We start from the raw sequence: 15,542 nt of genomic DNA, 5'->3' as shown, positions 1-15,542 counted from the left end.
CCATACATTGGGACAACTCCTCATTCGCAAGATGACCGAATAGTGCACTGTGGATGACAGGGCGTTTGAAAGAAGGCAAGGTGATCGAAGTGAAGTCCTGGGCATTTTATACGGAACCCGAAAAGCTGAATGTTGCCGGCGTCGACGTTGCATACCGACGCAAGGGAAGCGGCGCGCCAGTAGTTTATTTCCACGGCGCGGGTCTGACGCGACGGTGGCTGCCTTTTTACGATGCAATGGCTACTTATGCCGATGTCATTGTTCCCGAGCACCCTGGCTTCGGCGATACTCCGATGCCGGAGTGGCTTGAAGATTTTGATGACATCAACCTGCACTACGAGCAGTTTTTCGATGAACTCGGGCTCGACCGCTTCCACCTTGTTGGACACTCTTTAGGCGGTTGGATGGCTGCTCATTACGCAGTCTTCTTTTCAAGAAGGCTCTTGAGCTTACAATTGATAACGCCCGCGGGACTTCGCGGCAGTTTGCTGAATGATCCTTTCAGGCAGACCGGTGAAGAGGCGTTGGAGCGGGTGTTCAACGGAGAGGCTCACGCATTTCCGGAGTATCTGGAGGGCGACGAACGCGTTGAACAGCTGGTGCATGACTACGCGGAACTCACCGCCCAGGCTCGCTTGATGTGGAACCCGCGCTACGATCCCCGTCTTGAGCGCCGGTTGGCACGCGTTCGCACACCGACCCAGGTTATCACGGTCGATGAAGATCGCATCATGAATGCCGATGTCGCATTGCGATATGCCGATCTGATTCCAGGCGCAGAAACCGCCAAAATACGTGGTGCGACGCGCACGACATCCCATGTCCCCTACGTACAAGAGCCGGAGGCGCTAGCAAGCCTCATCGCTGAATTTGTTAATCGACACCCCGAGGCGTGATCATGAATAAGTTAGAATTCTACCTCAACAATGGCGGTAAATACAGCTTCATTCCGCGCCGTGAAAATCTGTCGAAGTCCATCTTCATCAACACTTCAACCAAATATTTCGATCCGATCCGCGGGCAAAGAGTTATCGAAGACTTCCTGGATAACATGGTGCTGGGTGAACAACTGGGCTTCGATGGCCTCCTTGTTCTCGAGCAGCACGGTGGTCCAAACGCTGTGGCAGGTCAGTCAATCGTCATGACAACCGCGCTGGCGGCGCGGACTAAAAACATCCGGGTAGGGGCCGTCGGTCCTATCATGAACACTTACCTTTCACCGATGAGATATGCGGAAGAGGTCGCTGCGCTGGACTATGTGTCTCGCGGACGATATTTCTTCGGCATGCCGGTCGGTATTGGGCCCAATTATCACGCACTCGGTATTGATCCGACACATGCACGTGAACGTCTGCGCGAAGGCCACGATCTCATGAAGAAGGCCTTCACGGAAGAAGGGCCGTTCGAATGGGACGGCAAGTTCTTCAAGGTGCCTTATGCGAACTTGTGGCCGAAGCCTCTTCAAAAGCCGCATCCAGAGATTTGGGTACCCGCAGTAGGGTCGAAAGACTCGCTGAAGTTCGCGGCCGACAACCATTACACTTATCTGGCCATCCTCGTACCGCTTCCGATCCTTCTCCGAAACATCAAGACGTTTCGCGATATGTGCGAGGAGGCTGGATATACGGCTGATCCAACTCAGATCGTCGCCACCGCCACGGTTCATGTGGCTGAAACTGACAAACAGGCACAGCTTGAGGTCGAGGCTCATTTCATGTCGATGCTTCAAAACTCCTTTGGCTCGCCATTCCACGATTCCTTCCCGCCCGGCCATGTTACTTCACAGTCGCTTCGCGGAATGCTGAGTGGCGGATATCGAGCTAAAGAGATTTCCGAAACGACGTTCGCCGAAGCCCTCGCCGACCGCTCTATAATCTGCGGCTCACCCGACACTGTCGCAGAGCAAATCGAAGAGCTGACCTCCGCAATGGGGGCAGGGCGACTTGTTGTCAACTGTGACGGCTGGACCGCACCGGCCTGGCTGACACGGAAAAACATGACAATCTTCGCGGAAGAAGTCATGCCGCGGTTTCGCGCACCTGGTGGGAAGCCCATCTGGGATCAAAGCAAATCGCAGGCGTGGAATACGACCAGTGAGTACGGTGCAAGGGTCGAGGAACCGCTGGCGCGTCCGACCGTCCGATTGGCGGATACCGGGGTGGTCGATATCCGTACAGCTCATATCGAAGAGCTTAGGAAACCACTTGAACCGTAATGGACGGTTGCGATCGATGTTAGGTGCGAAGCAATGGCAGAAGAACTGATACGCGGGTTTTGGGCAGCCTTTGAGAAAGACGCTGCTTCAGATCTGGAGAACTATTTTACTGCGGATTACGTCCGGCATTCTCCTCAGGCTGACATTAGCCGGAGGGAATTCCTCACTATCATCCGCGAGAGGGCTCTTGCATTTCCCGATTTAAAGACCGCGATCCTGGACGTTGTCGAAGACACGGCCAAGATCGCCTATCGCTGGGAATCTCAAGGCACCCACTTGGGAAAATTTATGAATGTGCCCCCCACTGGAAGAACGGTCAGGGTGAGCGGAATAACGATAAGCCGTTTGTCTGGCGGTAAAATCGCTGAAGACTGGAGCAGTTGGCAAAATTCTGATGTCCTGCATGGCATGAGCGTTTTTCCAATCTAATCTCGAATAGCAGCTGGAGAATAAACATGAGTGTGACAGTCGTTGTCTCGATCAAGGGTACGTCGGTAGAGAAAATCCGCGAGGTTGCAAGTGCACGTCCAGACCTGAGCCAAGCGCTTGGCACGCTTCTCAAAAAGCACGGTGTCATCAGCCACAAGCGCTACTACAACGGCGACGACATCCTCGATATCGACGAATGGGAAAGTGAGGAAGGTTTTCAGAACTTCCTTACAGAAGCGCGCCCTCTGATTGACGAACTGGCGCGGCTAAGGGGCTCGGAGATTCCGACTGACAGGGTTTGGTTTCCTCTCTGAGAAGCGACGGGTATGTCACTGGAAAGATGGCTCCAAGGATAACTGCATTCTGCCTAGGAAGGGTGTCGACGTGACCGGAATTGAACTTACGGATGCATTGAAGGGGTTCCATCGGAGCTTTCCCACTGGCGTTACCATTGTCAGTACCTCCGTCGATGGCTCGCCTTTTGGGCTGGCTGTAAACGCTTTTTGCAGTGTATCTCTCGATCCCCCGATGGTGATGGTGTGTGTGAAGGCTACGTCATCCACCTATGATAAGCTGTTCTCAGGGGACAGGCTTGGCGTCAGCATCTTGGCACACGACCAAGGGCAGGTCGTCGGAGTGTTTTCGAAACCTGGTATCGACAAGTTCGCACAGGTGAAATGGTCAGCTGGTGAAACAGGGGCGCCCTTGATAGATGGCGCCTCGGCGCAGCTGGAATTTCGCGTTACCAGTCGCATACTGGCTGGCACACACGCAATATTCGTCGGCGAGGTTACCCATGCTGGCTTTTCGGGAACCCCTCCGCTTATCTACGTAGGGGAAGCCTCTTCGACGGGGGACAGTTGATACCAGTCTGATTTTGCCTGTTTAACTTTGACCCCTTCTAGCAATTGAACGGAACGTTCAGTTCCAACAACGTCCGGGAGCCGGGAACGGCCTGCGGCCGTTCAGTTGGTCACGCTACCGATCAAACAAGATTGCGAAGGCTTTTGCGGGTCACAGGGATCCAATGGGTCGCCTACGTCATTGGAAGAGGCATTTCAGAATCGAGAATTCAATCCGTAAATCATCGCTCAAGGCCTGCGCCATCATCCATCGCCTTGCTGTGGATGTTGAAGCAGCTTCGGAGCAGCCAGGCACCTCACAATCGATTCCTCGAACACAGGACCTGCTCTAGTCCCATAGCACAGTAAAATGCCACCCCTCGTCGAGGTCGGGCATCGTGACAGTGACTTGATTCAGGTTCATCCGATCATCCTCGACGGCGTTTATTGCAGGTCGTGGACAGGGGGCAGAGTGCGAAATCTTTCAGTGGCCGCAATGTGCTGCCGCGGTCACCGATGAGGGCGCGGCGGTTAGGATAAGCCGGTGCCACGAGCCTTAATTACGAACCCGATCATTATTCTTCAAGACGAGTGTATCTCTTTACCATCTGATCGTCTCGGTGATCTCGATACCAAACCCTTCGAGGCCGACATAATGGCGTTCACTGCGGGTCAGTAACTTGATCGATGACACGCCGAGATCCTTAAGGATCTGCGCTCCCAGGCCGATTTCCAACCATTCGCTTTCGCGCGTCTGTGCCTCCGCATGGCCTTCTTTGCGCTGTCGCGCCTGTCTGCCGGTATCGGTCTTGCCGACACCAACCGAACCTTCGCGCAGGTAGATGATGATGCCGCGGCCTTCCTTCTCGATGATGTCCATATAGCGATCGATCGACCTCGTCGTGCCAAACACGTCCTGCGCAACGTCTTCCAGGTGCAGGCGGACCGGGATGTTGACGCCGTCACGGATGTCACCAAAGATCACGGCAATATGTTGCATCGGGTCCCACGGCAGCGAATAGGCATGCGCCGTGGCTGGACCGGCTGGGGTGACGATATCGAAATGCGACTGCAGCTCGATCAGCGTTTCCTTGCGCTGACGATAGGCGATCAGGTCAGCAACCGAGACCTGCTTCAGGCCGTGCTTTTCCGCAAATGCCGTCACCTGCGGTCCGCACGTCACTGTGCCGTCGTCGTTCACAAGTTCGGAGATAACGCCGATCGGCGGCAGGTTCGCCAGCCTACAGAGATCGACCGCCGCCTCCGTATGCCCTGAGCGCATCAGCACGCCTCCCTCTCGGGAAATCAGCGGAAAGATGTGGCCAGGACGGAGGAAATCGGATGGGCCGACATTCGGGTTGGCGAGGTTGCGCACCGTCAGTGTGCGATCGGCGGCTGAAATGCCAGTCGTGGTGCCGTGCTTGAAGTCGACGCTGACGGTGAACGCCGTCGTATGAGCGCTGTCATTCTCAGCCACCATGGCGCTGAGGTTCAGCCGCCTCGCTTCTTCGCGCGGCATCGGCGTGCACACGATACCGGACGTGTGGCGCACGATAAATGCCATCTTTTCTGGCGTGCAATGGACCGAAGCAACGATCAAGTCGCCCTCGTTCTCTCGGTCGTCGTCATCGGTGACGACGACGATTTCTCCAGCTTCGAAGGCACGGATGGCCTCGACGACACGCATTTGATTGTACACCCGCCTGTCGGCATCGGCGATTTCCATATGAAGCAATTCAGAACCTTTTCATGTTGAGGAAAAGCTAACGTGTAGCTGGTTTCCCGTATCCTCATCGGCAGAGCCAATAATCTCGTCTGGCATTGCGGCGTAGCCGCCGGGCTTTAGAGGACCGTCAGGCCAACCGCTTTGGTTAGTATCGTCGATGGTGGATTCGGTAGTGCATCCCCGCGCCATGCAACGTGCTCGTCAGGCCGAACGAGAAGAAGCTTCGCTCCATACAAAGGCCGGGTCGCCTCCGGAAGTTCGATGACTTCGAATGGGATTCGCAGAGCGCGGGCCTCACTTGCGAGTTGCGTTCCGGCCGAGGTGTCCTCGCCTGTAATGATGAGTGATAGCCCTTTGGAAAGTCGGTCATATACTGGCACACCATCTCCGTCGACGGAATGAGGCAGTCGGTTGCCCGGGCGCGCGGAAGGTGCAAAATCGACAACTGTTTCCGGCTCGGGAGGGGTTCCATCTTCAAGAATGACCGGCGACGGTGCGTACGTATATCCCAGAACCAAGCCTGGAGCATTAAACTCGTCATTCTTCATCTGAAAAATCCGCTTGCCGACCTTTGTGCGGATAGCTTCACCTTCACTGCTTTCGTCCAGCAGTCCGGCCTCATAGAAATCAGATGGCAAGCCAGAGCGATAGTTGTGATTGGCTTGCGCGACAACGCGTTTGCCAATCGATTTTCTCTCAACCTCGTAACTGGCCAACAGTTCCTCGCCCGCCCAGCCCTGCAGGTATGCAGCCAGCTTCCAGCCGAGATTGGACGCGTCCATCATTCCGGTGTTCAAGCCGAGACCTCCCGTTGGAGGATGAAGGTGCGCAGCATCTCCAGCGATGAAAACGCGGCCCTCCCTGTAACGATTTGCGACAAGGTTATGTGTCGCCCAGAAGTCAGAATGTGAGAAGGTGAATGGGAACTCGAAACCCGCCGCAGCCCATAGATATGGGCCAGGGTCTGCAAGGATTTCGCTACTTTTCTCCGGAGTGATGTTCCAGAATGTCGCTGTAATGATATCGCCATCGTCGCGAAAGCTGCGGCCGCCGCTAAAACTCGCGTTCACCTCAGAATTAACGATCCAGTTTTGTTGCGCCGGGCGCAGGGTCGACATTTCGTAGAATTGGGGTGAGTGAAACAGAAGGCGGAGGTTCCCAGCAGTGCTGCCCTCTCCCTCAAACTTGGCACCCATGGCTTTCCGAACAGAACTTGCACCGCCGTCACAACCTACAAGAAAGTCCGCAGCCACAAAGTCCCGCCGACCCTCTTTGGTAGATACCGCCACGGTAACCCCATCAGGTGTCTGAGCTGCCAGCGCCCCGGTGGCATCAAATAGAAAATCGACCTGAGAGAAATTTTGCTGTGTTTGCTGGCACACCAAGTCTCTCAGGGTTTTCTGAGAGATCATGTGTGTTCTTTCCGGAGATTGCTTTGTTTGCTGCCAACCTAAGCAGTTTGAGAAACGGTGCAGTTCCTTGCCTGCCATTCCGGTAGCAAAGACAACATCAAGCGAGATGCCAGGGGGATGGGAGCGGCGGCCTTCACTTTCTCCGACAAATTGAGAGCACGAAGGTACTCCATCGTTCGCGTGTTACAGGATCCCGCCTTTTTGGCGAGCGAGGGGTGACCGTCATCCACCACCAGGCAGCTGATACCCCGCATGCCCAAATCATAAGCAAGAGTCATCCCCACGGGGCCACCGCCGACGATTACAACTTCATATTTCTTCTGCATCGCGATCTCTCTGGGTTCTAATGTGGTCGAACTCAAGCGACATAATGACTACCCGTGGATCCAACAAAACTACCCGCTAACGCAGCCGGAAAGCCCATAGGTCGATCTTCTTGGTAGTTCTACAGACAGCAATCCTGTTCTTCCAAGTTTAGACTATGGGGTTGCAGTGATCGGCTTGCCATCACAAGGGGTGATGACAATAAGACGGAGGAGGGCGGGTTTATGCCCAGGCCGTCTCGCATGCTCTGCCGCATACCGATCAAGTCGCCGACCGCTGGCATCTGATGGAGAACGCTAGCCACGCCTTTCTCGGCGCTGTGTGCAAGGCGAGGCGGCAGGTGTGCGTGGCTTGTTGGCACAGCAACCGTGAATAATGTGGACGCCCGGATACTGCTTTTACTCGTATCGTCGTGGCCGCAATCCGGAGTAGAACCAGTGGAGCAATGTCATAATGTCATATACTGGAAGCCCAAACCGGGCTTCAATTGTTGCGGAGTAGGGGGCAAGATTTGTACACTCCAGCAGTATGGCGCCGATATCGGTGTGGCTAGACACGAGCTCCTCCACCGCAGCTAGGACCTCAAGTTCCTGCGTTCGGCGGTCTATGACAGTATTGCCATCACGCATATTCACTAAAAAGGTACTATCGCCTGGCAGACCGACGACGGGCGCGGGACTGTAGACACCTGCCCCCCAAAGATGGGCCTCCGTAAGAGCGGCTGCATCGGCGGTAAGAATTCCAACGCGCTTGTGAGCTGGCAGGATACGTTCGATCAGAGGTATCTGGAGCAGGCTTGAAGTTGCAATCGGAACGGGGCTGTACGCCTGCAATTGTGGCTGCATAACGGCTAGAAATCCGCAGCTCGTTGCGATGCCGTCAACGCCAACTGCAACGAGTTCGTCGATGGCCTTGGTGAAGACTTGAAGCGAGCTCTGGTCAGACTTAATTTTTGCACCATCAGCGACACCCTTCGCTATGGCATACTGCACCGGAAACTGAAGCGACCCCGCGAAACCAATATCCCCATTGAAACGTCGAAACCGCGTATCTAGGATAATTATCCCGAGCGTCGTTCCGAATACTGGTCTTCCGCGAGACTGGAATGTCGATCTGTCGTATTTGGAGACTGCCTGTTCATTCATTCCACAGCTCCGGGCCCACTCACCAAAGCGCTGGCCGACAAGCTTGGAGCAGGCGAGCAATCGCTCCTAATCAGGGCAGGCAAATTGTTCTGGGGCGACATAAATTCGAGTCATCCTCTCCGATTGAAGCCTCAGCGCGGATTGCTCATGCGGTGCAATCCCTCGGGGCACTCGCGTGATACTTTAACAATACATTATGCTTTGAAATCACAATAGGTAGTGATTGCGGACAGTAGGAAATGCGCGAACCTGCAGAGAGCCTAGGAAAGTTTGGACCAAGGCCAAAAAGGGAAGCCGATGAGAAAGTACGACAGCGCATTCGCCATGAAATCCGCCGCCCGCTTATCGCTTATGAGCCTTGGGGTTGCGCTCTTTGTCGGGTTCGGAGCACAGGCCGCCCAACCTAACAAAGAAATTATTGCGATGCTTCCAAGTTCAATCAAGGAGACCGGCATCGTCAAAGTTGCAACTCCAATGCAGGTTCCGCCCAATATATTCCTTGAAAATGGAGTGCTTAAAGGTGAAGCGGTCGATCTTGTCCGCGCGATAGAACCGATCCTGAACGTGAAGTTTGAGTTCGACGACATGCAATGGCCTGGAGTGATCCCTGGAATCCAATCTGGCAACTACGATATGAGCATCGGCGTCATGTCTTATACGCCTGACCGAGAGGCGATCATGGACATGGTTGTCTACCGGTCTAATGTGAGCGGCGTCTTGGTGTTGAAAGATCACGCTGCGGAGATACAGGTCCCCTCAGACTTGTGCGGAAAACCGGTTGCAACTGTCCAAGCGGCTGCCCTTCTAAAGCAGCTGGAACTTGAATCGAAGAAATGTGAAGCTGACGGAGCGTCCGCTATTAATATAAAGACGTATCCTTCTACAGGTATGGCGATGGTCGCATTGAAGGGCGGCAGTGCCGTGGCCTATCCCGCATCAACCGGGGAACTCGCTTACGGCGAATCCACTTCCGCTGGTGTCTTGGTCCGAAGAAATTTTTCCAACTGGGTTGGAAACCCGCAGGCGGTCGCCGTTTCTAAATCAACCCCGGGGCTGGCTGACGCTATCGCGCTGGCCTTCAGGGAATTGCATGCCTCGGGAGAGTATCAGGCCATACTCGCCAAATACGGCCTTGATGCGAATATCATTAAAAAGGAAGAGATGAGGGTCAACCCTTCTACGGCGAAGTAGTTGCGCTAGGGTCGGAGCATCTCATTCGCGATCTGAACCGGGTTGAGCTAACTCAACCCGGCTCTTCGAACTCGCAGAAAACACACCCCCAACACGCACTGCGTCTACCTAAGATAGGCGTTGCGTTTCCCGGCTATGATAAGCTGTGGTCTCAGGCTTTAGATGGGATGCTTGACCTTGGACCGCGCTACGACTGCATCCAAAAGTGGCGGCGCACGGTTGCCGCTCTTGCTCGCGAAGCCCACCGGGAAAGCTCCGATTGTAACATTCCGCTGTTATGGCGCTCAACGCCGCGGCTGGTTAACCTCAAGAGTGCAGCTAGTTTAGTCGATCAACAATAACGGCCAATAGGTCATCAAGGGGAACAAAATGAGGAAGACAACTCGCGTAGCCGCATTAAGTACATTTATGTCACTTTTCTGTGCGTCGATCGCAGTCGCCGATCAAGCAATACACGACGCACTTCCTGAAAGCATCAAATCCGCCGGTGTCATCAGGATCGGCGGCGCCTTTGAGAGCTTCCCTCAGTTGGTTGCTGATTCAATGGACGCAACTAAACCTACCGGAATTGCAGCAGAGTTGACGGCAATGCTTGCCCCTGTACTTGGCGTGAAATTCGAGTGGGTCAACACGCCATGGCCGGGTCAGATTCCTGGCCTTCAATCTGGTTCCCTGGACGCCCTAATGGGGCAAATCAGCGTAACCGGGGAGCGTGAGCGCAAAATGTTCGATTTCGTGCCATACTTTCAGGCATCGGCAGGAATCGTTCTCGATGCTAGCAATCCGCGCAAAATCGGTGAGGACGTGAAGACGCTTTGCGGCCTGAAAATCGGCGCTCCGTCGGGATCCCTATATGGGCAAACGTTGCTTGGGATTAGCGAGAAATACTGCTCGAAGGAGGCCGCAGGCCCTATCACGCTAGCAGAATTCCTTCTGCCCCTGCCGCATCGACCGCAGTGCTATCCGGGCAGATTGACGGTTATCTGGATTCCAGCGTTACATGCAGGGGCATCGCAGGGAGCAGTAGCGCCAGGCTATCCAACGTCACCCTTCGCTACGAACAAACGCAAGAGTGGGATCCAGGTCTATATGGCATAGCCACCACAAAGGATAACGTCGATCTGACAAAAGCCTTCGTCGCGGCAATGAAGGTCATTTCCGAAAGCGGGCAGTATCAACAGGTCCTGGCAAAATACGATGCTGCAGATTCTGCGGTTTCGGCCGACCGGATGTCCATTAATCCGCTCACCCACACCCCCGTTGGCCAGAAACAGTGATCTGATATGGGGGCTGCGAGAAGCGGCCCCACCTGTTGGAATTCTATTCGAGTGAGTGCAAAAATGGCGCATCCAAATACAACTGGCGCGAGCCTGGCATTGGCCTCAAATAAAATCATCCCGGTTCGACACTATGGGCGGATGATTGGTAGCGCGATTGCCGTCCTGTTATGCGCACAGTTTCTTTATTCCTTCGTGATGAGTCCTTACCTGAACTGGGACACCGTCAGTCAATATCTCTTCAATGGGGCGGTTTTGAATGGGCTGATGGTCAGTTTGCAGCTGACGATCATTTCGATGTTCACGTCTTTGCTGGTGGCCATTCTTATCGCGATAATGCGGACGTCCCCCAGTAGCGTCATAAGCGCCATTGCTGGCACCTACGTTTTTATCTTCCGCGGCATCCCACTCCTCGTCATCCTGATCGTCGTTGGAAATCTTGGGCTCTTCTACAAGCGAGTTCACATCGGCGTGCCGTTCACAGACATCACGCTGTACTCGGCACCAATTCAGACACTGCTCACACCGTTTATCGCATCGGTGATCGGTCTGACGTTATCTGCGTCTGCATATATGAGCGAAATCGTGCGGAGTGGACTGCTTGCCATTAATAGAGGGCAACACGCGGCTTCCAAGGCCCTCGGGATGAACAGCTGGATGACGCTCCGTTACATTGTTCTACCCCAGGCGCTTCGGGTCATCACCCCTCCGCTCGGAAACGAGTTTGTGAATGTATTGAAGGCTACTTCGCTCGTCTCGGTTATTGCGGGGGAGATCTCCTGACTATCACGCAAAGTATCGCCGGCTCCAACTATAGGACGATCGAGATGATGATTGTAGCCACGATCTGGTACCTTGCGGTCATCTCTGTTGTCAGCGTCTTCCAAAATATACTCGAACGTAAGATGGCGGAAAAATGAGCTTGTCGATCGCGGAGAAGACAATGACGAATGAAGCAGTTGGAAACGAATCCCGCGGCGGTGAAATCAAGATTGCGGGTGTCTCGAAATCTTATGGCCACCACGAAGTGTTGTTCGACGTGAGCATGGAGATTTCGAGAGGGGAGATTGTTTGCCTTATTGGACCGTCGGGTTCGGGGAAAAGCACACTGTTGCGGTGCATCAATCATCTGGAAGAAATTCAGACCGGTCAGATCACTGTTGACGACGATCTCATCGGTTGCAGGGTGAAAGATGGAAGGCTTCACCAGTTGCGCGACAATGAGGCTGCAAAAAACGCATCGACATCGGCATGGTGTTCCAGCACTTTAACTTGTTCCCACACATGTCGGCTCTGGATAACATCTGCCTTGCACCAGTCATCGTTAAAAAGGAAAGAAAGGCGGAAGTCCGCCGGCGCGCTGCTGAACTGCTGGCAAAGGTCGGTCTTTCAGGGAAGGAAGATTTTTTCCATCACAGCTTTCAGGTGGTCAGCAGCAGCGTGTCGCAATAGCTCGAGCTCTCGCAATGCGACCAAAAGTGATGCTTTTCGACGAGCCGACGAGCGCGTTGGATCCCGAACTCGTTGGAGAAGTTCTCGCCGTAATCCGTGATATCGCGCGAAGTGGCACGATGACGATGGTGATTGTGACGCACGAGATGGGCTTCGCTCGAGAGGTGGCGGACCGTGTCGTATTCATGGATCAAGGTCGCATCGTCGAACAAGGAGCGGCCAAGGAGCTGCTCACGTCACCTAAGGAAGAGCGTACTCGTGACTTCCTTAGGGCGGTCATGTGAGAGGTTGAAAGATGTTTGTTCAAGTTGAGCCGGGGGCATGGTTAGCCTCCACGAAAAAGATGACTACAAAAGTCTCTTGGTGAAAATTCCTGCTGGAACGCCTTCGCCGGTGGTGGACGATTGCCTCCGTTCTGCAAACGCCGGGAGGCTTGTATCAGACCCTGTAGGACACGCTGCCCTTTCGGTGGATTGGCTTCGTTTCGCACAAGCAGATGAGGGGGCCGTAAAGCGTTCGACGCTATGATTGAATACGCGGCCAGTAAAGGTTGGGTTGTCGACGGCGGTTCGATGGTGATGGCCCACTTGCATTACGCAGGCGACGATGAAACTCCTGCCTAAATCGGATCGACATGTTGACGTCGTCGTCGTTGGTCTTGGTCTTTCCGGATTGTCCGCAATACGCTTACTATCTGGAGCCGGAATTTCGATCCAGGGGATTGATGCGAGAGCGCGCATCGGCGGCAAAACACAGACCATCAAAAGCGAAAACGGGCGATCGTTCGAAGGCGGGCCTGAGTTCGTAAAACCAGGGCATGAGCGTATGAAGTCGCTCATGAAAGAGTTTGGGCTGAAATCCACAACCCTACAGAGACGTGGCCATAAATCGGTTTTTCGTGGCGGCGTCAGGTGGACCGAACATAATGATTATATCGAACCCGGAATACGCTGCCTAAGGGAACGATTTGATCAGCTAAAGGCCGATTTCGAAAAGGGAGCGCTGGAAGATTGGGTTGAAGGCTGTAGTGTTGGGACGTGGCTCGGCATGCACGGCGTTGACACGTTGCACCAAGACCGCTTCGCACAAGAACTCGTGTTTGAACTCGCAGGCACTGACCCATTCGCGGTCTCGATGGCTGCTGCGGTAAGCTATCACGCCTCAGCCGGGCATTCGCACAATCATCAAAGTGCAAGGATAGTCGGCGGTGGAAGCGCATTGGCGACAAACCTTGCGCTCGGTCTTGAAGCTCACCCCGTTGCTCTCGATACCATCGTTCACGCGGTGACTAGGAATTACGAGAGTGTCGAGATTCAGACGAACAACGGTGTTGTAACCGCGTCGTTTGTCGTGCTTGCAGTCAGTCCCACCGCGTTAAAGCAAATACGTTTTTCGCCAGAGCTTCCCGAAAGCCGTCGCCGGCTCATTTCTGGGTGGAAACAGCAGGCCTCAAGTAAGTCCTTTGTGGTGTTTGAGCGACGATGGTGGGTTGACGCCGGTCTCAGCGGCTTTGCCGAGGGAGACACCTCAAACGCGGTGGTTATGAACGCAAGCAGAGATGATGAAAGGGAGGGGACACTCCTCCTCTTTGCGAATGAGGCTGCTGGCGCCCCGCGGTTTTCCCAAGAGGCCATCAAGGCTGGAGTTTTGGCGGACCTTGAACGTTATTTTCAAGGCTTGCCCTATCCGGTTGTCGATTTTGCTACGATATCGTGGGCTTCCGATCCATTTGCCGGTGGTTGCGGATCACCTCTGCCGTCCGGATATCCGGTACGCAGCCGTTTAGAGCTTGCGAGGCCGATCGGAAACATCTTCTTTGCCGGCACCGAAGTTGCTGAGCATGGCTGGGGCTCTATGGAGGGCGCGGTGCGTGCTGGTGAGGCAGCCGCTGAAGGTATTCTTTCAATTGTCCGAACGGATCAACGTGATTCTGGTCTTCCGTCACATTCCTAGGTGATTTCACAACTGGAGGGACGGACCTAATCTTGCTGGACGCCAACAGGTCTCTACCCGAGTGCCATGTTGATAACGGGAGGATGTCATGGACTTTGAAACCAGAATTTTGACGGGCGGCAAGTGGATTGATGCTCGGGAAGGGACCACCTTTCTATCTATTTCGCCCGCCGACGAGAAAGATCTCGCTCAGATAGCGAGCGGCAACAACGAGGATATAGACGCCGCAGTTTTGGCCGCATCGGACGCTCTCGGTGGCTCCTGGTCAAAGGCGAGCGGATGGGAACGCGCCCGGCTCCTTTACCGTCTCGCGGAACTCGTTGAACGTGACACCGAGATACTGGCTCACCTCGAAGCAGTGGAAATCGGGCGCCCAATAAGCGAACCAAGAAACGTTGACATACCCTCTGCCGTCGCTTGCCTTCGCACTTACGCGGCATTCGCGGAAAGGGTAAACGGCAAACACATACCGGGACCGGATCACTTCGGCCGACAGCTTACCACTCTTGTGGTTCGCGAACCGATCGGTGTCGTGGCCGCCATTCTTCCTTGGAATGCTCCGACCATGATCGCAACTTGGAAACTGGGGCCGATTCTGGCAACAGGATGTACTTGTGTGCTGAAACCCGCCGAAGACGCTTCTTTGGCAGTGCTTCACCTTGGGAAGCTAATCCTCGAAGCAGGTTACCCGGACGGGGTCGTGAATATCGTTCCGGGCAAAGGAAACACAATCGGGCAGCGACTTGTAACCCATCCGCTGGTAGACAAGGTCAGCTTTACGGGAAGCCCCCAGGTTGGTTCTCAGATCGCGATTTGGTGCGCACCTTTGTTTCGACCCACCACGTTAGAGCTCGGGGGAAAGAGCGCTCAGATCGTTATGTCCGATGCAGATATCGAGAGTGCCGTTCCTGGAATTGCACTTGGAATATTCTCCAACCAAGGTCAAATTTGCGCAGCGGGCTCCCGTATCCTTGTACATGGATCAATACGAGAACGCGTGGCCGAACTGCTGTCGCAAGAAGCCAGGAGCAGGAAGCTTGGTGACCCTCTCGACCCGAATACGACCATGGGGTCCCTTGTCAGCAAAAAGCAGTTTGATTCCGTGATGCGCTATATCGAGGTCGGGAAGGCTGAGGGCGCAAGGGTCCTTGCTGGCGGCGAAAAGGTCGATCGGGTCGGCTTCTTCGTCCAGCCCACAGTTTTCGACAACGTAGCCAATGGCGCCACGATCGCGCGCGAAGAAATCTTCGGTCCGGTCGCAGCGATTATACCCTTCGATACGCCGGAAGAAGCCCTTCAGATGGCCAATAGCTCAGAATACGGGCTCTCAGCAAACGTTTGGACCGGCAGCGTCAAACATGCCCACCAGATTGCCCATGGTTTGAAGGTCGGTACTGTTTGGGTAAACGGGGGCGGAACTCCTGATCCCCGGACCGGCTGGGGCGGACGAGGAAAGAGCGGGATCGGAAGAGAACTTGGCGAAGCTGGCATTCTCTCCCACACGACAGAGAAAACCTTGTATTTCTTCTACTGATCGAGGACCTGCGGTGAGAACTGGCGGCCCCGGTCACAATGG

Annotated in this window: 14 protein-coding genes and 2 pseudogenes; 11 read left to right on the top strand and 5 right to left on the bottom strand. The window is 54.5% G+C overall.

Annotated elements, in window-relative coordinates; all coding sequences use genetic code 11:
- Positions 1-65 precede the first annotated feature (65 nt).
- The 5 genes from P6U16_RS24885 to P6U16_RS24865 all read left to right on the top strand — a co-directional run bounded on the left by P6U16_RS24885 (position 66) and on the right by P6U16_RS24865 (position 3,508).
- On the top strand, positions 66-896 hold the full coding sequence (locus tag P6U16_RS24885) for an alpha/beta hydrolase (RefSeq protein WP_277704134.1): 831 nt from the start codon (positions 66-68) through the stop codon (positions 894-896).
- A gap of 2 nt (positions 897-898) precedes the next feature.
- Positions 899-2,215 carry an LLM class flavin-dependent oxidoreductase gene (locus P6U16_RS24880; protein WP_277704133.1) on the top strand — a complete coding sequence of 439 codons (1,317 nt, stop codon included), beginning with the start codon at positions 899-901 and terminating at the stop codon, positions 2,213-2,215.
- Positions 2,216-2,248: 33 nt separating this feature from the next.
- The gene (locus tag P6U16_RS24875) at positions 2,249-2,644 is read left to right on the top strand and encodes an ester cyclase (protein ID WP_277704132.1); all 396 of its coding nucleotides are present in this window, start codon (positions 2,249-2,251) and stop codon (positions 2,642-2,644) included.
- A gap of 26 nt (positions 2,645-2,670) precedes the next feature.
- Positions 2,671-2,958, top strand: a complete 288-nt coding sequence (locus tag P6U16_RS24870) for a hypothetical protein (protein ID WP_277704131.1) — start codon at positions 2,671-2,673, stop codon at positions 2,956-2,958.
- A 70-nt stretch (positions 2,959-3,028) separates the two neighbouring features.
- Entirely contained in the window at positions 3,029-3,508 is a 480-nt protein-coding gene (locus tag P6U16_RS24865) for a flavin reductase family protein (protein ID WP_277704130.1), read from the top strand.
- A gap of 301 nt (positions 3,509-3,809) precedes the next feature.
- Here P6U16_RS24865 and P6U16_RS24860 read toward each other — a convergent pair.
- The 5 genes and pseudogenes from P6U16_RS24860 to P6U16_RS24840 all read right to left on the bottom strand — a co-directional run.
- A pseudogene (locus tag P6U16_RS24860) lies at positions 3,810-3,910 on the bottom strand (VOC family protein); the annotation flags it as partial.
- A gap of 177 nt (positions 3,911-4,087) precedes the next feature.
- Positions 4,088-5,212, bottom strand: coding sequence for a 3,4-dihydroxy-2-butanone-4-phosphate synthase (gene ribB / locus P6U16_RS24855; protein ID WP_277704129.1), 1,125 nt, complete (start codon positions 5,210-5,212; stop codon positions 4,088-4,090).
- Positions 5,213-5,328: 116 nt separating this feature from the next.
- On the bottom strand, positions 5,329-6,702 hold the full coding sequence (locus P6U16_RS24850) for an FAD-dependent monooxygenase (protein ID WP_277704128.1): 1,374 nt from the start codon (positions 6,700-6,702) through the stop codon (positions 5,329-5,331).
- Complete coding sequence (locus P6U16_RS24845) at positions 6,663-6,950, bottom strand: FAD-dependent oxidoreductase (protein WP_277704127.1); 288 nt, start codon at positions 6,948-6,950, stop codon at positions 6,663-6,665. The genes P6U16_RS24850 and P6U16_RS24845 overlap by 40 nt, the downstream gene beginning before the upstream one ends.
- A gap of 396 nt (positions 6,951-7,346) precedes the next feature.
- Positions 7,347-8,093 (bottom strand): aspartate/glutamate racemase family protein, encoded by a 747-nt coding sequence (locus P6U16_RS24840; protein ID WP_277704126.1) that lies wholly within the window; start codon positions 8,091-8,093, stop codon positions 7,347-7,349.
- 297 nt (positions 8,094-8,390) lie between these two features.
- Here P6U16_RS24840 and P6U16_RS24835 point away from each other — a divergent pair, with 297 nt between their 5' ends.
- The 6 genes and pseudogenes from P6U16_RS24835 to P6U16_RS24810 all read left to right on the top strand — a co-directional run bounded on the left by P6U16_RS24835 (position 8,391) and on the right by P6U16_RS24810 (position 15,500).
- Complete coding sequence (locus tag P6U16_RS24835) at positions 8,391-9,284, top strand: transporter substrate-binding domain-containing protein (RefSeq protein WP_277704125.1); 894 nt, start codon at positions 8,391-8,393, stop codon at positions 9,282-9,284.
- 369 nt (positions 9,285-9,653) lie between these two features.
- On the top strand, positions 9,654-10,382 hold the full coding sequence (locus P6U16_RS24830; protein ID WP_277704124.1) for a transporter substrate-binding domain-containing protein: 729 nt from the start codon (positions 9,654-9,656) through the stop codon (positions 10,380-10,382).
- Between the two features lie 230 nt (positions 10,383-10,612).
- Positions 10,613-11,344: an amino acid ABC transporter permease gene (locus P6U16_RS24825; RefSeq protein ID WP_277704123.1), complete on the top strand. Its 732-nt coding sequence runs from the start codon at positions 10,613-10,615 to the stop codon at positions 11,342-11,344.
- Between the two features lie 160 nt (positions 11,345-11,504).
- Positions 11,505-12,297, top strand: a pseudogene (locus P6U16_RS24820) (amino acid ABC transporter ATP-binding protein).
- Positions 12,298-12,619: 322 nt separating this feature from the next.
- On the top strand, positions 12,620-13,966 hold the full coding sequence (locus P6U16_RS24815; protein WP_277704122.1) for an NAD(P)/FAD-dependent oxidoreductase: 1,347 nt from the start codon (positions 12,620-12,622) through the stop codon (positions 13,964-13,966).
- Positions 13,967-14,054: 88 nt separating this feature from the next.
- Positions 14,055-15,500, top strand: coding sequence for an aldehyde dehydrogenase family protein (locus tag P6U16_RS24810; RefSeq protein WP_277704121.1), 1,446 nt, complete (start codon positions 14,055-14,057; stop codon positions 15,498-15,500).
- Positions 15,501-15,542 lie beyond the last annotated feature (42 nt).

Origin of the sequence: Rhizobium sp. 32-5/1 (assembly GCF_029537235.1) — a bacterium.
Taxonomy (GTDB): Bacteria; Pseudomonadota; Alphaproteobacteria; order Rhizobiales; family Rhizobiaceae; genus Pararhizobium.
The sequence above is the reverse complement of the archived record's forward strand: the minus strand, read 5'-3'. Positions and strand labels throughout refer to the sequence as shown.

Coding starts and splice junctions, on each gene's coding strand:
- P6U16_RS24815 (WP_277704122.1), top strand. CDS start 12,620: ATGAAACTCCTGCCTAAATCGGATCGACATGTTGACGTCGTCGTCGTT.
- P6U16_RS24835 (WP_277704125.1), top strand. CDS start 8,391: ATGAGAAAGTACGACAGCGCATTCGCCATGAAATCCGCCGCCCGCTTA.
- P6U16_RS24870 (WP_277704131.1), top strand. CDS start 2,671: ATGAGTGTGACAGTCGTTGTCTCGATCAAGGGTACGTCGGTAGAGAAA.
- P6U16_RS24840 (WP_277704126.1), bottom strand. CDS start 8,093: ATGAATGAACAGGCAGTCTCCAAATACGACAGATCGACATTCCAGTCT.
- P6U16_RS24810 (WP_277704121.1), top strand. CDS start 14,055: ATGGACTTTGAAACCAGAATTTTGACGGGCGGCAAGTGGATTGATGCT.
- P6U16_RS24880 (WP_277704133.1), top strand. CDS start 899: ATGAATAAGTTAGAATTCTACCTCAACAATGGCGGTAAATACAGCTTC.
- P6U16_RS24845 (WP_277704127.1), bottom strand. CDS start 6,950: ATGCAGAAGAAATATGAAGTTGTAATCGTCGGCGGTGGCCCCGTGGGG.
- P6U16_RS24850 (WP_277704128.1), bottom strand. CDS start 6,702: ATGGCAGGCAAGGAACTGCACCGTTTCTCAAACTGCTTAGGTTGGCAG.
- ribB (WP_277704129.1), bottom strand. CDS start 5,212: ATGGAAATCGCCGATGCCGACAGGCGGGTGTACAATCAAATGCGTGTC.
- P6U16_RS24830 (WP_277704124.1), top strand. CDS start 9,654: ATGAGGAAGACAACTCGCGTAGCCGCATTAAGTACATTTATGTCACTT.
- P6U16_RS24875 (WP_277704132.1), top strand. CDS start 2,249: ATGGCAGAAGAACTGATACGCGGGTTTTGGGCAGCCTTTGAGAAAGAC.